Raw genomic sequence first — 21,880 nt, 5'->3', positions numbered from 1 at the left:
CACACAGCGAGCCAGTATGCCAGATCTGCTCACTGCCTCCGAAAACGCCCCCGACCACCGATTTGTTCCGGGAACGGAAAAGGCCCCGCCGGAGCGGGGCCTTCTCGTCACTCGTCCAGAGCGCCCGGTGCGGTCTTGGAGACCTGCATCAGGAATTCCAGGTTGTTCTTGGACTTCTTCAGGCGGTCGATCAGCAGATCGATGGCCTGATGCGAGTCCAGGCCCGAGAGCACCCGGCGCAGCTTGTGCAGCACCGCGGCCTCGTCCGGGGACATCAGCAGCTCGTCCTTGCGGGTACTCGACAGGTTCACGTCGACCGCGGGGAACACCCGGCGCTCGGCGATCTTGCGGTCGAGCTTGAGCTCGGCGTTGCCGGTGCCCTTGAACTCCTCGAAGATCACCGTGTCACCGGTGGAGCCGGTCTCCACCAGCGCCGTGGCGATGATGGTGAGCGAGCCGCCGTTCTCGATGTTGCGCGCCGCGCCGAGGAACCGCTTGGGCGGGTACAGCGCGGTCGAGTCGACACCACCGGAGAGGATGCGGCCCGAGGCGGGCGAGGAGTTGTTGTACGCGCGGCCGAGTCGGGTGATCGAATCCAGCAGCACCACAACGTCTTTGCCCATCTCCACCAGGCGCTTGGCCCGCTCGATGGCGAGCTCGGCGACCGAGGTGTGGTCGGCCGGCGGCCGGTCGAAGGTGGAGGCGATGACCTCACCGCGCACCGAACGCTGCATGTCGGTGACTTCTTCGGGACGCTCGTCGACCAGCACCACCATCAGGTAGCACTCGGGGTTGTTGGTCGCGATCGCGTTGGCGATGTCCTGCACGACGGTGGTCTTACCCGCCTTGGGCGGGGAGACGATCAGCGCGCGCTGGCCCTTGCCGATCGGCATGATCAGGTCGATCACGCGGGTGCTCAGCTTGTTGGGCGTGGTCTCCAGGCGCAGCCGCTGGTTCGGGTACAGCGGGGTGAGCTTGGTGAAATCGGGACGGCGCTTGGCCGCCTCCACCTCGCCGCCGTTGACCGTGTCCAGACGCACCAGCGGGTCGAACTTCTGGCGCTGGTTGCTCTGCTCGCCGTCGCGCGGGGCACGCACCGCACCGGTGATCGCGTCACCGCGGCGCAGGCCGTTCTTGCGGACCAGGTTCATCGAGACGTACACGTCGTTCGGGCCGGCCAGGTAGCCGGAGGTCCGCACGAACGCGTAGTTGTCAAGGACGTCGAGGATGCCGGCGACCGGCTGCAGGACGTCGTCCTCGCGGATCTCGAAGTCGCGGGCCTCGCCGCCACCGCCGCCCGCGCCACCGTCGCGGTCACGCCCGCGGCGACGCTCACGGAACCGGCGGCCACGGCGGCCACGGCCGCCTTCCTCGTCGTCACCGCCACGGTCGTCGCGGGGGCCGCGATTGCCGTTCTGGTTCTGATTCTGGTTCTGGTTGCGCTCGGCACGGTCGCCGCCCTGGCGTTCGCCGCGCTCGCCGCCCTGGCGGTCGCGACGGCGTTCGCCCTGCTCACCGGCCTCGGGCTTGTCGGCCGGAGCCTGCTTGGTCTCCTCGGCGCGGTTCTCGGCGGGAGCGTTCTCGCCGCCACCGGAACGTGCCTGGTCACGACCACGACGCTGCCGTCCACGGCCACGCTGACCGCCCTCGCGGGCGGTGTCGTCACCGGACTCGGCGGACGCGTCGGCCTTGGCCTGCTCGGGCTTGGCCTGCTCGGCGGGAGCCTGCTCGGCCGGGGCCTGCTCGGTCACGGCCTGCTTCGCGGCGGCCTTGTCGGCCCGCGCGGCGCGCTCCGACTTGGCGGGCGCGGACTTGGCGGGCGCGGACTTGGCGGGCGCTTCGCTGCGCGGAGCCTCGCTCGCGGCGGGCGCCTCACGCTTGGCCGGAGCCTCGGATTTCGCGGGCGCGTCGGCCGTCACGGCGGCGGCCTTGGCGGGCTTGTCAGCTTTCGCCGGCGCACCGGCCTGGTTCTCCTTGATGGCGGCGATGAGATCGCCCTTGCGCATCCCGGAGGTGCCTCGGATACCGAGCTCCCCCGCCAATGCGCGCAACTGCGGCAACAGCATTCCAGTCAGCCCCGATCGTGCGACGTCGGTGTGTTCGCTCATTGTCGAAATCTGTCCGGATTCACTTTCGCGGCCGCCCGAGTTCGTAGGGTCTGAATCCACCCCGGGTGTCGCGAGCAGGTCCGTTTCTGTCACGGAAGTCCTTTCCTTCCCTCGAATGCCGTGTGCTGAGTCGAGGGTTCGTTCCGTAGACCCGGCAATACCTGCCGAGCTCGGATTACGCGTCCAGCAGGACGCCTGTGCCGTACTACCCGCCCCGCCGGACCGGAGGCTTCGCCACCAGAGGAAAGTGGTAAGGGGAGCGATTGCCCTGATGAAGCACCGGCGTCTGATGCGCACGATGTACGGACTTGCACAGAATAGCTGCCCATTGCGAACAACGGCAAGGCAGGCACGCCGTCAGTCGATCAGCACGCCGTCCGCGATACCCGGCTCGACGACCCGGAGCCCGTCGGATTCGGCCTCTTTGCGCAGCTCATCGGGGAAATCCTCGGTGGTCAGCGCGAGAATGGTGGGGCCCGCTCCCGAGACCGTGGCCGGGATGCCCGCGGCGCGCAGCCGCTCGATCCAGGCGGTGGTCAGCGGTAGCGCGGGCGCACGCTGGGTCTGGTGCAGCCGGTCGGCGGTGGCCGCCATCAGCAGGTCGGGGCGCTCGGTCAGCGCCACCACGGCCAGCGCCGCCCGGCTGACATTGAACGCCGCGTCCCCGTGCGGCACCAGCTCGGGCAGCAGCCCGCGGGTGTGCGCGGTGGAGGAGCGCTCCTGCGGGATCAGCACCACCGGCCGCAGCGTGGCGGCCGGGTCCAGGCGCACGGCCCGGTAGGACCGGGTGATGTCGGCGTCCTCGGTCTCGGTCCACGACACCACGATTCCGCCGAGCACGCTGGCCGCGGCGTTGTCGGGATGACCCTCGAACTCCGAGGCCAGCTGCACCATGCGGTCGGCGTCCAGGCGCAGCTCGGGATCGAACTTCGCGGCCAGGCCCGCGCCCGCGGCCAGGCCACCGACCACGGCCGAGGCGCTGGAGCCGAGCCCGCGCGAGTGCGGGATCACGTTGCGGCACACCACGTCGAGGCCGTCGGCCCAGACGCCCAGCGACTCCAGGCCGCGCTCGATCGCGCGCACGACCAGATGCGTTGGGCCCCACGGCACGTCGTCGGCGCCTTCACCCTCGACCCGGATCTGCAGACCCGATTCGGCCGTGCGCACCACGATCTCGTCGTAGAGGCCCAATGCCATTCCCAGGCAATCGAATCCGGGGCCGAGGTTGGCGGTGGACGCGGGAACACGCACGGTCACTTCGAGACCGGCGGGCAGGGTCGCTGTCATCAGCCTGCTCTCGCGTGCGCTCAACTCAGGCCAGCTCGAGTTCGCGGGCGATCGCCACGGAGTCGACGGCCACCGGCTTGACCTCGGGCATCCCGGCCAGTGCGTTGTCGGGGTCCTTGAGACCGTTGCCGGTCACGGTGCAGACCACGGTCAGGCCCGAATCCAGCCAGCCCTCCTTGCGGGCGGCCAGCAGACCGGCCACGCTCGCGGCCGAGGCGGGCTCGACGAACACACCCTCGGTCGCCGCGACCAGGCGGTAGGCGGCCAGGATCTCCTCGTCGGTGGCCGCGCGGAACGCGCCACCGGACTGCTCCTTGGCCTCCATCGCACCGTTCCACGACGCCGGAGCACCGATGCGGATCGCGGTGGCCACGGTCTCGGGGTCCTTCACCGGCGCACCGTTGACCAGCGGCGCCGCACCGGCAGCCTGCACGCCGAGCATGCGCGGCAGGCCCGAGGTGATGCCGTCGGCGTGGTACTCACGGTAGCCACGCCAGTAGGCGGTGATGTTGCCCGCGTTACCCACCGGCAGCACGTGCACGTCGGGCGCCTTGCCCAGGACGTCGCAGATCTCGAACGACGCGGTCTTCTGACCCTCGATGCGCGCCGGGTTCACCGAGTTCACCAGACCGACCTCGGGGAAGTCGGAGGTGACCTTGCGGGCCAGCTCGAGACAGTCGTCGAAGTTGCCCTCGACCTGGATGATCTTGGCGCCGAGCATCACGGCCTGGGCCAGCTTGCCCATCGCGATCTTGCCCTGCGGGATCAGCACCGCGCACTCCATACCCGCGCGGGTGGCGTAGGCGGCGGCCGAGGCCGAGGTGTTGCCGGTGGAGGCGCACAGCACGGCCTTCTGACCGCGGTACTTGGCGTCGGTCATCGCCATGGTCATGCCACGGTCCTTGAACGAACCGGTCGGGTTGGCGCCCTCGACCTTGAGGTAGACCTCGCAACCGGTCAGCTCCGACAGATGCGTCGCGGGGACCAGCGGGGTACCACCCTCGAACAGGGTGACCGGCTCCCAGTTCGCGGCACCTTCGAGCCGATCACGGTAGGCCGCGATCAGACCCGGCCAGCGCGAGTGCACGCCGAGCTGGGGGGCGATGCCAGTGGTACTCATGATTCTTCGGTGCCTTCCAGTCTGAGAACGCTGGTCACAGAGGTGACGGAATCCATCTCCGCCAGTACCGCGACAGTATCGGCCAGCGAGGACTCCACCGCATGGTGGGTCACGACCACGAGCCTGGCGCCTTCGCCATGGCCCTGCTGACGCACGGTGGAGATGCTCACGCCGTGCTGGGCGAAGGTGTCGGCGACCGCGGCGAGCACGCCGGGACGGTCGGCCACCTGCAGGTTCACGTGGTAGCGGGTGGGGGTGTCGCCGATCGGGGCGATGGGCAGCTCGGCGTAGACCGATTCGCCCGGTGCCCGGCCGCCGTAGAACTTGTTGCGCGCGGCCATCACCAGATCGCCCAGCACGGCCGAGGCGGTCGGCGCGCCACCGGCGCCCTGACCGTAGAACATCAGCCGGCCCGCGTTGTCGGCCTCGACGACCACGGCGTTGAACGCGCCGTTGACCGAGGCCAGCGGGTGCTTGCGCGGGATGAGCGCCGGGTAGACGCGTACCGACACCCGATCCTTGCCGCCCTCGGCGGCCCCTGGCTCACCCGGACCGGACGGCACACGCTCGCAGATGGCGAGCAGCTTCACCGTGCAGCCTACGGCCGAGGCGGTCTCCAGATCCTCGGCGGTGATCTTGGTGATGCCCTCGCGGTACACATCGGCCGCGGTCACGCGGGTGTGGAAGGCCAGCGAGGCCAGGATGGCGGCCTTGGCGGCGGCGTCGAAGCCCTCCACGTCGGCGGTGGGGTCTGCCTCGGCGTAACCCAGCGCGGTGGCCTCGGCGAGCACGTCGTCGTAGGCGGCGCCGGTCTCGTCCATGGCGGAGAGGATGAAGTTGGTGGTGCCGTTGACGATGCCGACCACCTTGTTCACCCGGTCACCCGAGAGCGACTGGATCAGCGGCCGCACCACCGGGATGGCACCGGCGACGGCGGCCTCGAAGTACAGGTCGGCCCGGCTGGCCTCGGCGGCGGCGGCGAGCTCGCCGGTGTAGTCGGCCAGCAGCGCCTTGTTGGCGGTGACCACGGACTTGCCCGCGCTCAGCGCGGCACCGATCAGCGCGCGGGCCGGGTCGATCCCGCCCATGACCTCGACCACCAGGTCGACGTCGTCACGGGTGACCAGCGCCTCGGCGTCGGTGGTGAGCAACTCGGCGGGCAGGCCGCGGTCCTTGGTCACGTCACGCACGGCCACGCCGCGCAGCACCAGCGGCGCACCGACGCGCGAGCGCAGGTCCTCGCCGTTGTCGCGCAGCACGCGCACGACCTCGGTGCCGACCGTGCCCATGCCGAGCACGGCCACACCCAGCGGACGCCCCGCGTCCCCGTTGTTCGCGCTCATTGTCATACCTCCAGGCTCAGCAGGTCCGCCACCGTTTCCCGGCGCAGTATCAGCCGCGACTCCCCATCACGCACCACGACCACGGCGGGCCGGGTGAGCTGGTTGTAGCGGCTCGACATCGAGTAGCAGTACGCGCCGGTCGCCGCGACGGCCACCAGGTCGTCGGGGGCCACGTCGGCCGGCATCCAGGTGTCCCGGATGACGATATCGCCGCTCTCGCAATGCTTTCCGACCACGCGCGCGACCACCGCGTGCGCCTCGGAGGAGCGCGAGACCAGACGGCAATCGTAGTCGGCCTGGTAGAGCGCGGGGCGGATATTGTCGCTCATCCCACCGTCGACGCTGACGTAGCGGCGCCGCGCGCCCCCGTCGAGCTCGACGTCCTTGATGGTGCCCACCTCGTAGAGGGTGACGGTGCCGGGGCCCGCGATGGCGCGGCCCGGCTCCACGGCGATGACCGGCTCGGGCAGCCCGGCCCGCTCGGCCTCCGCGGCGACCAGCTCGCGCAGGCTGGCGGCGAACTCGTCCAGCGGCGGCGGGTTGTCGGCGGGCAGGTAGGAGATGCCGAGGCCGCCGCCCAGGTCCAGGGTGGCGATCTGCGCGGTGCGCTCGATGCCGAACTTGTCGATCGCCTCGCGCAGCAGGCCGAGCATGCGGCGCGCGGCGATCTCGAAGCCGTCGATCTCGAAGATCTGCGAGCCGATGTGGCTGTGCAGGCCGACCAGACGCAGGTTGTCGGTCTCGAAGACCCGGGCCAGCGCCTCCATGGCGTCGCCACCGGCGATCGAGAAACCGAACTTCTGGTCCTCGTGCGCGGTGGAGATGTACTCGTGGGTGTGCGCCTCGACGCCGACGGTGACCCGGACCAGCACGTCCTGGACCACACCCGCCGCACCGGCGACCGCCTCGAGCCGGTCGATCTCGTAGAGCGAGTCGACCACCACGTGCCCGACACCGGCCGCGACGGCGGTCTCGAGCTCGGGCACCGACTTGTTGTTGCCGTGCAGGGCGATGCGCTCGGCCGGGAAACCGGCGTTGAGCGCGACGGCCAGCTCACCACCGGAACACACGTCCAGCGACAGGCCCTCGTCGCGGATCCAGCGCGCGATCTCCCCGCACAGGAACGCCTTGGAGGCGTAGTGCACGCGGGCGTTGGGGCCGAAGGCGGCCACCATGTCGCGGCAGCGGGTGCGGAAGTCGTCCTCGTCGATGACGAACAGCGGCGTGCCGTACTGCTGGGCCAGCTCGGTGACCGGCACGCCGGCCAGCCGGACCACGCCGTCGTCGCCACGGGTGGCGTTGCGCGGCCAGACGTTGGCCGGGAGATCGATCATCTCCGCGGGGTCGCTGGGGCGCTCGGCCAGGCTCGGCGCGTGCGGGATCTCAGCGTGCCGGGGACCGGCGGGGTGTGCACTCATCGCGGTGCGTCCTTCCTGACAGGCTTGCCGGTGTTCACATGCGCTCCGGTGCGCTGACGCCGAGCAGGGCGAGGCCGTTGGCCAGCACCTGGCGGGTGGCCTTGACCAGTTCCAGCCGGGCGGCGTTGAGGGGGGTGACCGCGTCGTCGCCCTTGGGCAGCACGCGCATGTCGTCGTCGGACTGGAACGGGTGGTAGACCCCCGCCAGTTCCTCCAGGTAACGGGCGATGCGGTGCGGTTCGCGGGTCTCGGCAGCGGTGGCGACCACGCGCGGGAAATCGCCGAGGGTGCGGATCAGGTCGCCTTCGCGGGCCGAGTTCAGCAGCGCGAAGTCGGGTTCGATGCTCGCGAACTCGGCGTACTTGGCGGCGTTGCCCAGGATGCTGTTGGTGCGCGAGTGGGCGTACTGCACGTAGTAGACCGGGTTCTCGCTGCTGGCCTTGGTCCACAGGTCCAGGTCGATGTCGATGCTCGAGTTCACCGAGGAGCGCACCAGCGAGTAGCGGGCGGCGTCGACACCGATCTGCTCGACCAGGTCGTTGAGCGTCACCACGGTGCCCGCGCGCTTGCTCATCTTCACCGCCTGGCCGTCCTTGACCAGGTTCACCATCTGGCCGATCAGCACCTCGACGGTGTCGGGGTCGTCACCGAAGGCGGCCGCGGCGGCCTTCAACCGGCCGATGTAGCCGTGGTGGTCGGCGCCGAGCATGTAGATGGCCAGGTCGAAGCCACGGGCGCGCTTGTTCTGGAAGTAGGCGATGTCACCGGCGATGTAGGCGGCGTTGCCGTCGCTCTTGAGGACCACGCGGTCCTTGTCGTCGCCGAACTCGGTGGAGGCGATCCACCAGGCGCCGTCCTTCTCGTACAGGTTGCCGGAGTTCTTGAGCTGCTCGACGGCCCGCTCGACGGCACCGGAGGCGAACAGTTCACTCTCGTTGAAGTACACGTCGAAGTCGGTGCCGAAGTCGTGCAGATCCTGCTTGATCTGGGCGAACATCTGCTGCACGCCCTCGCGCCGGAACAGCTCGTGGCGCTCGTCGGCGGGCAGGCTCAGCACCTCGGGGTGCGCGGCGACGATGCCGGAGCTGATCTCCTGGATGTACTCGCCCGCGTAGCCGTCCGCCGGGGTCGGCTCGCCGAGGGCGGCGGCGACCAGCGACTTGGCGAAGCGGTCGATCTGCGCGCCGTGGTCGTTGAAGTAGTACTCGCGCGTCACCTCGGCGCCCTGCGCGGCCAGGATGCGGCCCAGCGCGTCACCGACGGCGGCCCAGCGGGTGCCACCGAGGTGCACCGGGCCGGTGGGGTTGGCGGAGACGAACTCGAGGTTGATCGCGGTGCCGGTCAGCGCGGCGGCGGTGCCGTACGCCTGCCCCGCGGTCAGGATCTGGGTGACGATCGCGCCCTGCGCGGAGGCGGCCAGGCGGATGTTCAGGAAGCCGGGTCCTGCGACATCGGCCACATCGATGGCGTCGGTGGCCGCGAGCGCCTCGGCCAGCCAGCCGGCCAGCTCGCGCGGATTGGTTCCCACCTTCTTGGCCACCTGCATGGCCACATTCGTGGCATAGTCGCCGTGTTCGGGGTTGCGCGGACGCTCCACTGTGACCTGCTCGGGCAGGACCGACGAGTCCAGTCCACGTTCGACAAGCACCTTCGCGGCGGTGGTGCGAAGGAGATCTGCAAGGTCAGCTGGAGTCACGAGTCTCTATCCTATTGGCTGGGCGCCTCGCAACCACGACCGCCCGGTACGAACGTCCCGATCCACACGTCGAAAGAGCACATCCAGCGATGCCGAGCAGGACCAGCGCCACATCAGCCAAGGCCGTCCGGGCCGCGGGGAAATCGTCTCCGTCGCGCAAACCCGGAAAGGGAAAGCTTCCCGGGAAGAAGCGGGAGGTCCCGTGGGCGCTGCTCGGCGCGGGTGTCGCCATCGTGGCGCTGATCGGCCTGCTGGCCTACAGCCTGGTGCCCAAGTACCTGGACCAGGCCGCGATCCGCGAGGCGCAGACCGACCTCAAGGAATGGGTGCCCTCCAAGGACAACCAGGACCCGTCGGCCAAGATCGAGGGCGTCGTCAAGCAGGACTACCCCGCCGGGCTGCACGTTACCCCGGAGCAGCGGGTGGCCTATGACAAGTCCCCCGCCTACGGCGGCCCGCACGACGGCGCCTGGGCCAACTGCACCGGCACCGTCTACGCCAAGCCGATCCGCATGGAGAACGCGGTGCACTCGCTCGAGCACGGTGCGGTCTGGATCGCCTACAACCCCGACAAGGTCGACGCCGCGGGCGTGGAGAAGCTGTCGAACTTCGTCAAGGGCCGTCAGTTCAGCCTGATGTCGCCGTACCCGGGCCTGGACTCGGCCATCTCGCTGCAGTCCTGGGGTCACCAGCTCAAGCTCGACTCCGCCGACGACGCGCGCATCAAGCAGTTCATCTCCGCCCTGCGCGAGAACCCCTACGCCTACCCCGAGGTCGGCGCGAGCTGCTCGAACCCGATCTTCGACGCGAACAACCCGCCGCCGTTCGACTCCTCGCCCTACGGCCCCGAAGCGGTGCCGATGGACGGCGCGGGCCTGACCCAGGACCAGTCCGAACTCGCCGGCGCGGGCGGCGGGGGCATCCCCGGCGTCCCGAGCATCCCGATGCCCGGCGGCCTGCCCTCGGGTCAGTAGTGAGCACCGAGGTCGAACCCGAGGAGACCGCACCCGAGCCGGGCACCCGCCGCCCGGCCGGGGCGATCCTGGTACTCGGCGCCATCGGGCTGCTGCTGCTCGGCGCGGTGGCGGGCGTGCTGCTGCGGATGCCGCTGGACAAGGCCGACGACCCCGCCCCCGGCCCGGTCGACATCGGCTTCAGCCAGGACATGGCCGCCCACCACGCCCAGGCCGTCGACATGGCAGGCGTGGCGCTGATCGCCTCGACCGACAACGACGTGCGCAGGCTCGCCTACGACATCCTCACCACCCAGCAGAACCAGATCGGCCGCATGCAGGCCTGGTTGCAGCTGTGGGGCGAGACCAACCAGAACGTCGACGGGTTCATGGGCTGGATGAGCGAGCACGGCGACGGCGCGCACGGCCACGGCGGCGCCACCGAGCACGAGATGTCGGGCCCGATGACCACCATGCCCGGCATGGCCAGTCAAGAGGAGATGACCGCCCTGCGCCAGGCCACCGGCCCGGCGCTGGACACCATGTTCCTGCAGCTGATGCTGCGCCACCATCAGGGCGGCGCGCCGATGGCCGAGTACGCGGCCGAACACGCCGACGTCGCCGCGGTGCGGCTGCTGGCCCAGCAGATGGCCAAGGCCCAGGCCAGCGAATCCGCGCTGATGACGAGCATGCTCGCCGCCCGCGGCGCCACCCCGCTGCCGCTGAACTGACCCCGGTGCCGGACCGGGTCAACCACCCGGCCCGGCACCGTTTTTGGCGCACCGCACTCCATGCGATACGCTGTCGCTGCCCGATCGCCCCACAGCGACCGGCCACTATCCCGCCCTCGTAGCTCAGGGGATAGAGCGTCTGCCTCCGGAGCAGAAGGCCGCAGGTTCGAATCCTGCCGAGGGCACAGCAGTTCGAGGTCCCGTCCGTTCGGTCGGGGCCTCGTTTGCTTTGAGTTCGGTTCCACAGCGGTTGCGGGGGCCAGGCCCCCGATGACATCAGGAGCGGGCCATGACCAATCCCCCCGAGGGGCAGCAGCCACCGAACATTCCTTCCGGGCCGCCGGGATATCCGCACGCCGGTTTCGAGGGCGGCGCGAACCCGGTTCCCGGCGCACCGGGCAATCCCGATGTGTTCCCGCCGCCGCAGCCGCCGAAGAAGAAGCGGACCGGCCTGTTCGTCGGGCTCGGCGTTCTCGCCCTGGTGGTGATCGGCGCGGTGATCACCGGTGTCGTGCTCACCCTGCAGGGCCGCACGCCGCTGTCCTCGGACGAGAAGAAGATCGAGGTCGCCATCCGCGACTTCTACGACACCCTCGACTCCGAGGGCTTCATCGCCGCCGCCGCGCTGGCCTGCACCGCCGACCGCACCGAGATCGACAACCTCTCCGACGAACAGCGCAAGCAGTTCGACGCGGCCACCGTCCAGGTGACCATCGACGAGGTCAAGGACATCGTCGTCACCGGCGACACCGCCAAGGCCACCGTCACCGGCCAGCTCACCCTCTCGGTCGAGGGCGAGGAACCCAACACCGAGTCCAGCACCGAGGAACACCTCGCCAAGGAAGACGGCACCTGGAAGATCTGCTCGGTCCCGGCCACCAAACACTGACCGAACCTCCTTGCCGCCCGGGGTATTTTGCTGGAGGAAGCCTCACAACCCCGGGGCGGGAAGGACGTCGATGATCGTGCGCGGCCGGTGGCTGGTGGCGGCGACGCTGGTGGTGGTGTTCGGGCTCGGGGGGTGTGGGTCGTCGGCGGGGCGTGACGAGATCACCGTGTACAGCGGGCAGGACGTGGGGTTGGTGGCCGAGTGGGCGGCGGCGTTCACCGAGCAGACGGGGATCGAGGTGATCGTGCGATCCGGGGGTGATGCCGCGCTGGGTGATCAGCTGCTCGCCGAAGGGGCCGACTCCCCCGCCGACGCCTTCCTCAGCGCGAACGCGCCGGTGATGACCCTCGTCGACGACGCAGGATTGTTCGCCGAACTCGACCGCGCCACCGTGGAGCAGGTGCCGCGGCGGTATCGACCCGCCACCGACACCTGGGTCGGAACCACCGTGCGCACAACAGGATTCGTCTACAACCTCACGGGTCTGCCGGTCGGGGAACTGCCCGCCTCGATGTTGGATCTGGCCCAGCCGAGGTGGCAGGGCCGGTGGGCCGCGGCGGCGGCGAGTTCGGATTTCCAGGCGATCGTGGCGGGTCTGCTGGCGCAGCGCGGCGAGGACGCGACCAGGGCCTGGTTGCGCGGGGTGCGGGCGAACGCGGTGACGCTGCCCGACGGTGCCGCGGTCGTCGCGGCGGTGAGCACGGGCCGTCCAGCGTCCGGGCTGGTCTTCCAGAATGCCTGGTACCGGGCCACCGGACAGCAGGCCACGACCGCGCTGCACACCTTTCCCGGCCAGGACCCGGGCGCATTCCTCAGTGTCGGCGGTGGGGCCGTGCTGCGGTCGAGCACGAAACACGAACAGGCCCGGAAATTCCTCGCATTCGTCACGGGGCGGGTGGGTCAGGAAATCGTTCGCGACGGCGGTTCGATGCAGTATCCGGTCGCGGCCGATATCGGCGCCGACCCCGCCCTGCCGCCGCAGGCCGGGCTCACGGCGCCGGTCGTCGACCCCGCCCGGCTCGACGCGGTGCGCGCCGACGCGCTGCTCACCGAGGCCGGGTTGCGCTGAGATGGGTTCGGATCACGCTGATCGCAACTCTCGTCCGCGGCGCCCGCGCACGGCACTATCAATGGCGAGGCGGGCGTGGCTGAGTGGTTTAGGCAACGGTCTGCAAAGCCGTTAACGCGGGTTCAATTCCCGCCGCTCGCTCCAACGGGGAAAGCGGTCCGGGTCGTGAAATGATCGGATTCATGTCACGACCCGGACCGCTTTCCCAGGACCCCATCGCCGAGGCGTACCGGCAGTGGATCGAACACGGCTGGGGTTCGGTGGCCGACGGGATGGCGCTGGTGACCTCCCTGGTGCGCGCCCAGCAGATCGTGATGGCCCGGGTCGACGTGGCACTCAAGCCCTCCGGACTCACCTTTTCCCGCTATGAGCTGCTGCAACTGCTCAGTTTCAGCAAGACCGGCGCCCTGCCGATGGCCAAGGCCAGCGCCCGGTTACAGGTGCATCCGACCAGCGTGACCAATACCGTCGACCGGTTGGAGGCGGCCGGCCTGGTGAACCGGGTGCCCCATCCCACCGATCGCCGGGCGACCCTGATCGAGATCACCACTGCCGGAAGGGAATCCGTGGCAGCGGCGACGGAGGCACTCAACGCGCAGGTCTTCGCCGAGCCCGGTCTGCCACCGGAAAGCGGGCGCGAACTGCTGCGACTGCTGGCGCAGTTCCGCCACGACGCGGGCGACTTCGAGACCGGCGACCCGGAAAACCTCGCATTCCACGCGACCTGGCGGCTCGACCCGGAATAACCTCCCGGCACCCTTGGCAGCCGGGGCAAAAGCGGTCACCATGGACCGCATGGTGCTGGTCCTGGGGGTCTCGGCGGGTGCGGGCGGTGCTCGCGCCGTGCTGACCCACTCCGATCAACCCCAGCTCCCGCCCCTGGACCGGATCAGGGTGCCGCGCAGGCCCGGCGCCTCGGTCGCCGAATCGGTGCTCACGGCGGTGCGCCGGATGCGGGTGGCCGCGCTGGCCCGCGACGAATGCGTCACCGACACGGTGGTCACCTGCCGGTCGGAACTGCACGCCGACGCCGTGCGCGCCGCCGCCGGACAGTCACTGGCCATCGTCGACGAACCCCTCGCCCAGCTGCGCTACCTGCGCTTCACCGGTCAGCTACCCGCCTCCGACTCGGTGATCCTCTACGACCTGGGCTGCTCGGGCCTGACCATCACCCACGCCGACTGCCGCACCGACACCATCCTGGCGAGCAGGCGCAGCACCGTCCTGAGCGGCGACGGCTACGACGCGCTGCTGCGCTGGCAACTGGCCCGCGACGGCGTCGCCACCGACGCGCGCACCAGCCGCGCGCATCGCGAATCGCTGAGCCGGGAGCGAGTGGTCACGGCCACCGACGCCTACACCGGCGAGCGCGCGGTGCTCACCCGCAGCGACCTGGCCGGACTGTGTGACGAGGGGTTGCGGCATTCGGCCGGTTTCGTGCGGCAGCTGATCGCCGAGACCGGGGTGCGGCCCGGTGCGCTGGTGCTGCTGGGCGGATGCACCCGCAATCCGACCCTGCGCGCGGATCTGGCCGGGCTGGTGGGTCTGCCGCTGGTCTACGACCCGGAACCGGAGTTCGTCTCGGCCAGGGGCGCGGTGCTGCTGGCCGCCCGACGGCCCTCGGCCCGCCTGCGGATGACCCGCCTGCGCGCGGGCGCGGCCGAGGCCGCCCGGGCCGGACAGCTTCGCCCGGCCCGGCGCAGACTGCTCGCCGCGGTGGCGGTCACGGCCACCCTGGGCGGTGCGGTGGCCGGGCTGATCGGCACCGACAGCGCGCCGCGGTCCCCCGAGAAGGGGACCGCGCCGCCCACCGCGCAGTTCCTCGACGGTTCGCCGCGCTGGAAACCGAACTAGCTGTTGGTGAAGTTCGCGGGCCGCTTCTCGACGAAGGCGGCCATGCCTTCCTTCTGGTCGTCGGTGGCGAACAGCGAGTGGAACACCCGGCGCTCGAACCGCAGGCCCTCGCCCAGGGTGGTCTCGAAGGAGCGGTTCACCGCCTCCTTGGCGATCATGGCCACCGGCAGCGACATCGAGGCGATGGTCTGGGCGGTCTCGAGCGCGGTGTCGAGCAGCTGGTCGGCGGGCACGATGCGCGAGACCAGACCGGCCCGCTCGGCTTCCTCGGCGCCCATGTTGCGGCCGGTCAGGATCAGGTCCATGGCCTTGGCCTTGCCGACGGCGCGGGTCAGCCGCTGCGAGCCGCCGATGCCGGGGATCACGCCGAGCTTGATCTCGGGCTGACCGAACTTGGCGTTGTCGGCGGCGATGAGGATGTCGCACAGCATGGCCAGCTCACAGCCACCGCCGAGGGCGTAGCCCGCCACGGCGGCGATGGTGGGCTTGCGGAAGTTCGCCAGGCGGTCCCAGCGGGCGAAGAAATCGGCCATGAACATGTCCATGTACGACTTGGGCGCCATCTCCTTGATGTCGGCGCCCGCCGCGAAGGCCTTCTCCGAGCCGGTGATCACCACGGCGCCGATGGAGTCGTCGTTCTCGAGTTCGTCGAGCGCGGCGACGACGTCGTCGAGGACCTGGGCGTTGAGGGCGTTGAGGGCCTTGGGCCGGTTCAGCGTGATCCAGCCGACCCCGCCCTTCCCGTCCGCGCCGCCCTTGCGCTCCAGCAGAATCGTCTCGAATTCGGTCACGGCACCCTCTTGTTCCTCAGTGGTCACGGATGCCCGAACGATACCGAGCCGCGACGGCACTCGCGGCACGCCCCGTGCGCGGCCTTCCGTTCGCGCCTCGCTGCGGCACAATCGGGACATGGGCACCGACCACTTCGTGCGGATCAGCCGCCTGCGGGCACTCATCGATCATGAGAACACCGGCGCGGGCGAGCGGGCCACCGCTCAGCGCATGCTCGACCGCATCCTGCGCAAGTCCCCAGCCGGGCCCGCGGCCACGCATCCGGACCGGGTCTACGGCGCCCGGCACGACCGGCCCGGCAGGCACGCCAGTACGTCCTCGATCGTGGAGTCGGTGCGCGAGGACATCACCTTCGCCCGGCTGTTCTCGGTCGCGGGCGAACCCGGTGAGGTGCGCGTGCACAGTCCGCTGGCGGCCGCGCCCGCCGAGGTCACCGTGCGGGTGAGCACGCCGTTCGCCGACCAGATCGTCGTCACCATCGACGACATCCCGCCGGAGTGGGGCTGGGAGGCCGACGAGTTCGAGCGCACCACCGCGACCGCCGACCTGCGCGGTTTCGCCGAGGAGCTGGCCGAGATCATCGACAGCTACAACCACGACGGCAGCGATGTGGGCCCGCGCTTCTTCCGCACGATCCGCGCCCAGCAGACCACGCTGCTGCGCTGAGCACCCGCACGCGGCTTCGACGGGCACCGGACCCATTCGGCGCATCCACGGCTACCTCGGACGCAGCACCAGCACGATCAGTCCCACCGTGAGCACCACCGCCCCGATCGCCAGCACCAGGCTCGCCACCGCCGGACCGCCGCCGGTCTGCTCGGCGACCAGCTGACCCACCGCGATCGCCACCGTCGCCGCCCCGCCCACCACCAGCACCGGCTCGCGCCGCAGCGCGTAGAGCCCCAGGCAGCCCAGCCCGATCAGCCCGGTGAGCAGCGGCCGCCACAGCGAATCCCCGAAGGTCACCGACTGCGCGCCGAGCACCGCGATCACCCCGCCGAGCAGGTATCCGGCCCATTCCGCGACCAGCAGCCGCGCCCAGGCCAGGCCGAACCACATCCCACCGAACACCAGTAGCGCGATCCCCTGCCCCGGCGAACGGACGGCGACGGCATCGCTCACCGCGTACACCGCCGCGACCCCGAACCCGGCCACCGCGACCATGCCCAGCACGGTCGGCACCAGCAGATACCCGAGCACCGCGACCAGCAGTCCGGCGAGCACGGCCGGATGCCCGGCGGTACCGTGCTCGCCGAACGCCGTCGCCACCGCCCCGGCCGTCGCCCCGGCCGCGAGCACCAGCAGCACCGCCGCCAGCCGCACCCGCCCGGCCCCGGCGATCGGCACCCGCCGGAACACCCCGCGGCACCCGCCCGCCAGGATCACCGCCCCGCCGACCGCGCACCCGGCCACGACCGCCAGCAGCACCACCCGCCCCGACTGCGCCACCTCGCTCCACGCCCGCCCGAGGAACAGGGCCAACCCCGCCGCGACCAGCCCGGCCCCGAGATAGGCGACGATCTCCGCGGCGACCCGTCCCGCGGGCGCCCGGCCCGCCCGTTCCTGCTCGTCGACCGCGCGCAGGACCGCCGCGCGCTGCTCGCCGCTGATCACCCCCGACGCCACCAGCCGTTCCAGCGCCACACCCACCCTGTGCTCGCGAACCATCCGTGCAGTATGTCGAGCGGGGGCCGAATCCCGGCCCAGCACGGCGGAGCGTTTCCCGACACAGTGACGCCGTTCACACTAGAATTAGTTTGATGTCCGAGTATCGGGCGTGCGACCAGTCGGCGGAGGAATCCCATGGGCGAGTCCAGCGCACTGCATGTACCTGTTCATCCGGTGCGGTTCGTGACGTCGGCGGCGCTGTTCGACGGCCACGACGCCGCGATCAACATCATGCGGCGGATCCTGCAGAGCCAGGGCGCCGAGGTGATCCACCTGGGCCACAACCGCTCGGTCCGCGAAATCGTCGACGCGGTGCGCGAAGAAGACGCGCAGGGCGTGGCGGTGAGCTCGTATCAGGGCGGCCACATCGAGTTCTTCGAGTACCTCGCCCGGTCGCTGCGCGAGGCGGGCGCGGGCCATGTGCGGATCTTCGGCGGGGGTGGCGGGGTGATCGTCGCCGAGGAGATCGAGCGGCTGGCTCGCAGTGGGGTGCGGATCTTCTCCCCCGAGGACGGTCAGCGCCTCGGCCTGCCCGGCATGATCAACGAGCTGATCCGCGAGTGCGATGTGGACCCGGCCGCCGAACCACCCGACCTGGACGCCCTCTACACCGGCGACCGCAACGCCCTGGCCCGCACCCTCACCTGCCTCCAGCAGGGCGCGCTGAACGACTCGGACCGCACGGCGATCCTGGCCGCCGCGGCCAAGCGCCGCGTGCCCGTGCTCGGGATCACCGGCACCGGCGGCTCCGGAAAGTCCTCGCTCACCGACGAATTGGTGCGCAGGCTCCGCACCGACCAGCAGGACAAGCTGCGCGTCGCGGTACTGGCCGTCGACCCGACCCGCAGGCGCGCGGGCGGCGCCCTGCTCGGCGACCGCATCCGGATGAACGCCCTGGACGGCGAACACGTCTACTTCCGTTCCCTGGCCACCCGCGGCAATCACGAACTGCCCGACGGCATCGACACCATGATCGCCGCCTGCAAGGCCGCGGGCTACGACCTGGTCGTGCTGGAGACCCCGGGCATCGGCCAGGGCGACGCGGGCATCGTCGACCACGTCGACGTGGCGCTGTACGTGATGACGCCCGAGTTCGGCGCCGCCTCCCAGCTCGAGAAGATCGACATGCTCGACTACGCCGACGTGGTCGCGGTCAACAAGTACGAGCGCCGGGGCGCGGCCGACGCGGTGCGCGATGTGGCACGCCAATTGATCCGCAACCGTGCGGAATTCGGCGCCACCCCCGCCGACATGCCGGTCTTCGGCACCAGTGCCGCCACCTTCGACGACGACGGCGTCACGGCCCTCTATCAGCACCTGACCGGCCTGCTCACCGGCCACGGCCTGCACCTCGAACCCGGCGCGCTGCCCCGGGTGGACACCAGGGTCTCCACCCGCTTCGCCCAGCTCGTTCCGCCCGCCCGGGTCCGCTACCTGGCCGAGATCGCCGAGACCGTCCGCGCCTACCACGCCACGACGGTCACGGAGTGCACTGCGGCACAACGGATTCAACGACTGAGCCTGGTACACGACGAACTGCCCGACGACACCGCCGTCACCGAACTGCTCGACCGCGCCCGCGCCGCCCTGTCCCTCGAATCCGCCGCCCTGCTGGCCGACTGGCCCGCCCTGGCCGAGAGCTATCGCGGCGAGGAACAGGTGGTCCGCGTGCGTGACCGCGAACTGCGCACCCCGCTGCGCCGCGAATCCCTGTCCGGCTCCAGCATTCCGCGCGTCGCCCTGCCGCAGTACACCGACCACGGCGAACTGCTGCGTTTCCTGCGCGCGGAGAACCTGCCGGGCCGATTCCCGTTCACCGCGGGTGTTTTCCCGTTCAAGCGCGACAACGAGGACCCCGCGCGCATGTTCGCCGGTGAGGGCGATCCGGCCCGCACCAATCGCCGCTTCAAGGTTCTCAGCGCGCACGCCGAGGCCACCCGCCTGTCCACCGCCTTCGATTCGGTGACCCTCTACGGTCACGACCCCGCCGAGCGCCCGGACATCTACGGCAAGGTCGGCACCTCGGGCGTCTCGGTGGCCACCATCGAGGACATGCGCACCCTGTTCGACGGTTTCGACCTCTGCGCGCCCACCACCTCGGTCTCGATGACCATCAACGGCCCCGCCCCGACCATCCTGGCCTTCTTCCTCAATGCCGCGATCGACCAGGCGCGCGACCGCTTCACCGAGGCCGAGGGCCGCGCGCCCACCGCGCAGGAGGCCGCCGAGATCCGGGCGCGCACCCTGTCGACCGTGCGCGGCACCGTGCAGGCCGACATTCTCAAGGAGGACCAGGGCCAGAACACCTGCCTGTTCTCCACCGAATTCAGCCTGCGCATGATGGCCGACGTCCAGGAATGGTTCGTGCGCAACACTGTCCGCAATTTCTATTCGGTGTCCATTTCCGGCTATCACATCGCCGAGGCGGGCGCGAACCCGATCAGCCAGCTCGCCTTCACCCTGGCCAACGGCTTCACCTATGTGGAGACGTATCTGGCGCGCGGTCTGGCGATCGATGATTTCGCGCCGAATCTGTCGTTCTTCTTCTCCAACGGCATGGACCCCGAGTACACCGTGATCGGCCGGGTCGCCCGCCGGATCTGGGCGATCGCGCTGCGCGAGCGCTACGGCGCGAGCGAACGCGCGCAGAAACTCAAGTACCACGTGCAGACCTCGGGTCGCTCGCTGCACGCCCAGGAAATGCAGTTCAACGACATCCGCACCACCCTGCAGGCGCTGATCGCGGTCTACGACAACTGCAACAGCCTGCACACCAACGCCTTCGACGAGGCCGTCACCACGCCCACCGAGGATTCGGTGCGCCGCGCGCTGGCGATCCAGCTGATCATCGCCAAGGAATGGGGTCTGGCGATGAACGAGAATCCGCTCCAGGGCAGTTTCGTCGTCGACGAACTCACCGATCTGGTCGAAGAGGCGGTACTACTCGAATTCGAGCGGATCAGTGAACGCGGCGGGGTGCTCGGCGCCATGGAGACCGGCTATCAGCGCGGCCGCATCCAGGACGAGTCCCTGCGCTACGAACAGCGCAAACACGACGGCACCCTGCCGATCGTCGGGGTGAACACCTTCCGCGGACCCGACGACGCCGCCGCGCACGGCCCGATCGAACTGGCCCGCGGCACCGAGGCCGAACGTCAGTCCCAGCTCACCCGGCTGCGCGAGTTCCGCGACGAGCACAGCGAGCAGGCCCATCGCGCGCTGGCCCGGCTGACCGAGGTGGCCCATACCGACGGCAATATCTTCGAGGTGCTGATGGAGGCCGCACGGGTGTGCACCTTGCAGCAGGTCACCGACGCCTTCTTCGCGGTGGGCGGGCAGTACCGGCGCACCGTCTAGCCGCCGATCACCTCCGGCGGCAGGAACGCCCCGCCGAGCTGCACGGCGATGGCGGCGGTGTGTTCGACCAGGCGCTCGGCGTCCACGTCGAGGGCGCCGCTGCGCCAGGCGGTGAGCAGCTCGATGAAGCCGCCGATGCCTGCCAGCGTGCTCATCCGGAACGCCGTCTCGTCGATGCCGTCGCGCAGGTAGGGCCAGGCGACCGCGGTCAGCAGGTCGGTGGAGTCGGTGAGCATGCTCTGGCGGCGCCGTTCGAGCACCGCGCTGCCGGCGTGCTCGGCCAGCAGGATGCGGGCCCGGCCGCGCTGATCGGTCTGCAGGGCCACCGCCCGCGTGATCGCCGCGTGCAGGATCTCCAGCGGAGTGCGCTCGCTGTTCTCCGCCACCACCACGGCGAGATCGGCGAAGACTTCGGCGCACACCTCGTCCCAGGCGACCCCGAGCAACTCGTCGCGGTCGGCGAAGTTCTCGTAGAAGTACCGGTCGTTGAGCCCGGCCCGCTGACACACTCCGCGCATGGTCACCGCGGCCCAGCCGCTGTCGAGCCAGATGTCCAGCGCCGCGGACACCAGCGCCTCGCGCCGCTGCGCCCTGCGCTCGTCGGCGGTCCGCCCACCCCAGGTGCGGGCCGGTGCACGTACATCCATGGTTGACAAAGTACCCCGTCACGCGCCTAATTGGTGTCAGGTGCGGCCAATGGTGGCAGACGCCACCAGTTGTGGACCGGCACCGGGCGAACCGGGAGTTGCCATGCGACTGTTTCCCTTCGGCGGTCCCCGCCGGACCACCCGCGCCGACGCCGTGGTCACCGGCGCGGGCAGCGGCATCGGCCGCGCCTTCGCGGTGGAACTGGGCAGGCGCGGCGGCCGGGTGCTCTGCTCCGACATCGACTCCGGACGCGCCGCCGACACCGCCGACCTGGTCGAGGCCGCAGGCGGCAAGGCCATCGGCGCCGGCTGCGATGTCACCGTGATCGGGGAGGTCAGCGGGCTGGCCGAGACCGCGCGCGACTGGTTCGGCGACGCGCCAACGGTGGTGATCAACAATGCCGGGATCGGCGCGGGCGGCCCGCCGGTCGGCGAGTTCACCCTCGACGACTGGCAGCGCACGCTCGGAGTGAACCTGTGGGGCGTCATCCACGGCTGTCACGTCTTCGCGCCGATCCTGCGCGCGGCGGGGCGCGGCGCGCTGGTCAATGTGGCCTCGGCCGCCGCGTTCGGCGCCGCGCCTCGGATGGCCGCCTACAACGTCAGCAAGGCGGGCGTGCTCGCGCTCTCGGAGACGATGGCCGCCGAACTCGCCGGCACCGGTGTCGGGGTCACGGTGCTGTGCCCCACCGGCGTGAAAACCGGGATCATGCAGGCGGATTCGCCGATGGACGAGACCGCCGAGCGCCTCGGCGGGCTGCTGCTGCGCTGGACCGGCCGCTCACCCGACACCATCGCCCGCGCCACCCTCGACGCCGTCGACCGCGGCGAGCTCTACGTCGTCCCCCAGCTCGAGGCCAAGCTGCTCTGGCAGGCCAAACGCTGGATGCCCACCACCTACACCCGTTCGGCGGGCCTGCTGGAGCGGGTCGTGCGCTGATCCACCAC

The 21,880-nt window shown here is 70.4% G+C and carries 18 protein-coding genes and 2 tRNA genes; 11 read left to right on the top strand and 9 right to left on the bottom strand.

Annotation, left to right across the window (positions count from 1 at the left end; translation table 11 throughout):
* Nucleotides 1-107: 107 nt before the first annotated feature.
* The 6 genes from rho to argS form a co-directional block, all read right to left on the bottom strand.
* Nucleotides 108-2,201: a transcription termination factor Rho gene (rho, locus tag ACWEMY_RS19615; RefSeq protein WP_452391174.1), complete on the bottom strand. Its 2,094-nt coding sequence runs from the start codon at nucleotides 2,199-2,201 to the stop codon at nucleotides 108-110.
* Between the two features lie 264 nt (nucleotides 2,202-2,465).
* Nucleotides 2,466-3,395 carry a homoserine kinase gene (gene thrB, locus ACWEMY_RS19610; RefSeq protein ID WP_375935045.1) on the bottom strand — a complete coding sequence of 310 codons (930 nt, stop codon included), beginning with the start codon at nucleotides 3,393-3,395 and terminating at the stop codon, nucleotides 2,466-2,468.
* Nucleotides 3,396-3,420: 25 nt separating this feature from the next.
* Nucleotides 3,421-4,515, bottom strand: a complete 1,095-nt coding sequence (gene thrC / locus ACWEMY_RS19605; RefSeq protein WP_452391173.1) for a threonine synthase — start codon at nucleotides 4,513-4,515, stop codon at nucleotides 3,421-3,423.
* Nucleotides 4,512-5,864 (bottom strand): homoserine dehydrogenase, encoded by a 1,353-nt coding sequence (locus tag ACWEMY_RS19600; protein ID WP_452391172.1) that lies wholly within the window; start codon nucleotides 5,862-5,864, stop codon nucleotides 4,512-4,514. Before ACWEMY_RS19600 ends, thrC begins: the two co-directional genes overlap by 4 nt.
* Nucleotides 5,861-7,276 (bottom strand): diaminopimelate decarboxylase, encoded by a 1,416-nt coding sequence (lysA, locus tag ACWEMY_RS19595; RefSeq protein WP_375935036.1) that lies wholly within the window; start codon nucleotides 7,274-7,276, stop codon nucleotides 5,861-5,863. The genes ACWEMY_RS19600 and lysA overlap by 4 nt, the downstream gene beginning before the upstream one ends.
* A gap of 34 nt (nucleotides 7,277-7,310) precedes the next feature.
* Nucleotides 7,311-8,972, bottom strand: a complete 1,662-nt coding sequence (gene argS / locus ACWEMY_RS19590; RefSeq protein ID WP_452391171.1) for an arginine--tRNA ligase — start codon at nucleotides 8,970-8,972, stop codon at nucleotides 7,311-7,313.
* Nucleotides 8,973-9,061: 89 nt separating this feature from the next.
* On the opposite strand from argS, the gene ACWEMY_RS19585 reads away from it, so the two are divergent.
* From ACWEMY_RS19585 to ACWEMY_RS19550, 8 genes are all read left to right on the top strand, one after another.
* Nucleotides 9,062-9,946: a DUF3105 domain-containing protein gene (locus ACWEMY_RS19585; protein WP_452391170.1), complete on the top strand. Its 885-nt coding sequence runs from the start codon at nucleotides 9,062-9,064 to the stop codon at nucleotides 9,944-9,946.
* Nucleotides 9,946-10,656 carry a DUF305 domain-containing protein gene (locus tag ACWEMY_RS19580; protein ID WP_375935027.1) on the top strand — a complete coding sequence of 237 codons (711 nt, stop codon included), beginning with the start codon at nucleotides 9,946-9,948 and terminating at the stop codon, nucleotides 10,654-10,656. The genes ACWEMY_RS19585 and ACWEMY_RS19580 overlap by 1 nt, the downstream gene beginning before the upstream one ends.
* A gap of 112 nt (nucleotides 10,657-10,768) precedes the next feature.
* A tRNA-Arg gene (locus tag ACWEMY_RS19575) sits at nucleotides 10,769-10,841 on the top strand.
* A 104-nt stretch (nucleotides 10,842-10,945) separates the two neighbouring features.
* Nucleotides 10,946-11,545, top strand: a complete 600-nt coding sequence (locus tag ACWEMY_RS19570) for an Rv0361 family membrane protein (RefSeq protein WP_452391169.1) — start codon at nucleotides 10,946-10,948, stop codon at nucleotides 11,543-11,545.
* Nucleotides 11,546-11,615: 70 nt separating this feature from the next.
* Nucleotides 11,616-12,614, top strand: coding sequence for an extracellular solute-binding protein (locus ACWEMY_RS19565; RefSeq protein WP_452391168.1), 999 nt, complete (start codon nucleotides 11,616-11,618; stop codon nucleotides 12,612-12,614).
* A gap of 69 nt (nucleotides 12,615-12,683) precedes the next feature.
* Nucleotides 12,684-12,758 (top strand) — tRNA-Cys (locus ACWEMY_RS19560).
* Between the two features lie 38 nt (nucleotides 12,759-12,796).
* Nucleotides 12,797-13,360, top strand: a complete 564-nt coding sequence (locus ACWEMY_RS19555; RefSeq protein WP_452391167.1) for a MarR family winged helix-turn-helix transcriptional regulator — start codon at nucleotides 12,797-12,799, stop codon at nucleotides 13,358-13,360.
* A gap of 49 nt (nucleotides 13,361-13,409) precedes the next feature.
* Nucleotides 13,410-14,468, top strand: a complete 1,059-nt coding sequence (locus tag ACWEMY_RS19550) for a hypothetical protein (RefSeq protein ID WP_452391166.1) — start codon at nucleotides 13,410-13,412, stop codon at nucleotides 14,466-14,468.
* Here the strand turns inward: ACWEMY_RS19550 and ACWEMY_RS19545 are convergent.
* Nucleotides 14,465-15,259 (bottom strand): enoyl-CoA hydratase, encoded by a 795-nt coding sequence (locus ACWEMY_RS19545; RefSeq protein ID WP_375935013.1) that lies wholly within the window; start codon nucleotides 15,257-15,259, stop codon nucleotides 14,465-14,467. The two genes, ACWEMY_RS19550 and ACWEMY_RS19545, sit on opposite strands and share 4 nt — an antisense overlap.
* Nucleotides 15,260-15,377: 118 nt before the next feature.
* Here ACWEMY_RS19545 and ACWEMY_RS19540 point away from each other — a divergent pair, with 118 nt between their 5' ends.
* Nucleotides 15,378-15,926, top strand: a complete 549-nt coding sequence (locus ACWEMY_RS19540) for a hypothetical protein (RefSeq protein ID WP_375935011.1) — start codon at nucleotides 15,378-15,380, stop codon at nucleotides 15,924-15,926.
* A gap of 51 nt (nucleotides 15,927-15,977) precedes the next feature.
* On the opposite strand, the gene ACWEMY_RS19535 is transcribed toward ACWEMY_RS19540, so the two are convergent.
* Nucleotides 15,978-16,928 (bottom strand): DUF2157 domain-containing protein, encoded by a 951-nt coding sequence (locus tag ACWEMY_RS19535; protein ID WP_452391165.1) that lies wholly within the window; start codon nucleotides 16,926-16,928, stop codon nucleotides 15,978-15,980.
* 135 nt (nucleotides 16,929-17,063) lie between these two features.
* Between ACWEMY_RS19535 and icmF the strand changes: the two genes are divergently transcribed.
* Complete coding sequence (icmF, locus tag ACWEMY_RS19530; RefSeq protein WP_452391164.1) at nucleotides 17,064-20,285, top strand: fused isobutyryl-CoA mutase/GTPase IcmF; 3,222 nt, start codon at nucleotides 17,064-17,066, stop codon at nucleotides 20,283-20,285.
* On the opposite strand, the gene ACWEMY_RS19525 is transcribed toward icmF, so the two are convergent.
* Entirely contained in the window at nucleotides 20,282-20,932 is a 651-nt protein-coding gene (locus tag ACWEMY_RS19525) for a TetR/AcrR family transcriptional regulator (protein WP_452391163.1), read from the bottom strand. The two genes, icmF and ACWEMY_RS19525, sit on opposite strands and share 4 nt — an antisense overlap.
* 103 nt (nucleotides 20,933-21,035) lie before the next feature.
* Between ACWEMY_RS19525 and ACWEMY_RS19520 the strand changes: the two genes are divergently transcribed.
* Entirely contained in the window at nucleotides 21,036-21,872 is an 837-nt protein-coding gene (locus ACWEMY_RS19520) for an SDR family NAD(P)-dependent oxidoreductase (RefSeq protein ID WP_452391162.1), read from the top strand.
* Nucleotides 21,873-21,880 lie beyond the last annotated feature (8 nt).

Source organism: Nocardia sp. NPDC004415, assembly GCF_053602435.1.
Note: the sequence above shows the minus strand (reverse complement) of the source record. Positions and strands in the feature narration are given on the sequence as shown.

What these genes read in the sequence shown, in the direction of transcription:
- thrB (WP_375935045.1), bottom strand. Translation starts at nt 3,395, where the DNA reads ATGACAGCGACCCTGCCCGCCGGTCTCGAAGTGACCGTGCGTGTTCCC.
- icmF (WP_452391164.1), top strand. Translation starts at nt 17,064, where the DNA reads ATGGGCGAGTCCAGCGCACTGCATGTACCTGTTCATCCGGTGCGGTTC.
- ACWEMY_RS19520 (WP_452391162.1), top strand. Translation starts at nt 21,036, where the DNA reads ATGCGACTGTTTCCCTTCGGCGGTCCCCGCCGGACCACCCGCGCCGAC.
- ACWEMY_RS19540 (WP_375935011.1), top strand. Translation starts at nt 15,378, where the DNA reads ATGGGCACCGACCACTTCGTGCGGATCAGCCGCCTGCGGGCACTCATC.
- ACWEMY_RS19565 (WP_452391168.1), top strand. Translation starts at nt 11,616, where the DNA reads ATGATCGTGCGCGGCCGGTGGCTGGTGGCGGCGACGCTGGTGGTGGTG.
- ACWEMY_RS19550 (WP_452391166.1), top strand. Translation starts at nt 13,410, where the DNA reads ATGGTGCTGGTCCTGGGGGTCTCGGCGGGTGCGGGCGGTGCTCGCGCC.
- ACWEMY_RS19535 (WP_452391165.1), bottom strand. Translation starts at nt 16,928, where the DNA reads ATGGTTCGCGAGCACAGGGTGGGTGTGGCGCTGGAACGGCTGGTGGCG.
- ACWEMY_RS19555 (WP_452391167.1), top strand. Translation starts at nt 12,797, where the DNA reads ATGTCACGACCCGGACCGCTTTCCCAGGACCCCATCGCCGAGGCGTAC.
- ACWEMY_RS19570 (WP_452391169.1), top strand. Translation starts at nt 10,946, where the DNA reads ATGACCAATCCCCCCGAGGGGCAGCAGCCACCGAACATTCCTTCCGGG.
- lysA (WP_375935036.1), bottom strand. Translation starts at nt 7,276, where the DNA reads ATGAGTGCACACCCCGCCGGTCCCCGGCACGCTGAGATCCCGCACGCG.
- ACWEMY_RS19525 (WP_452391163.1), bottom strand. Translation starts at nt 20,932, where the DNA reads ATGGATGTACGTGCACCGGCCCGCACCTGGGGTGGGCGGACCGCCGAC.
- thrC (WP_452391173.1), bottom strand. Translation starts at nt 4,515, where the DNA reads ATGAGTACCACTGGCATCGCCCCCCAGCTCGGCGTGCACTCGCGCTGG.
- ACWEMY_RS19585 (WP_452391170.1), top strand. Translation starts at nt 9,062, where the DNA reads ATGCCGAGCAGGACCAGCGCCACATCAGCCAAGGCCGTCCGGGCCGCG.
- ACWEMY_RS19600 (WP_452391172.1), bottom strand. Translation starts at nt 5,864, where the DNA reads ATGACAATGAGCGCGAACAACGGGGACGCGGGGCGTCCGCTGGGTGTG.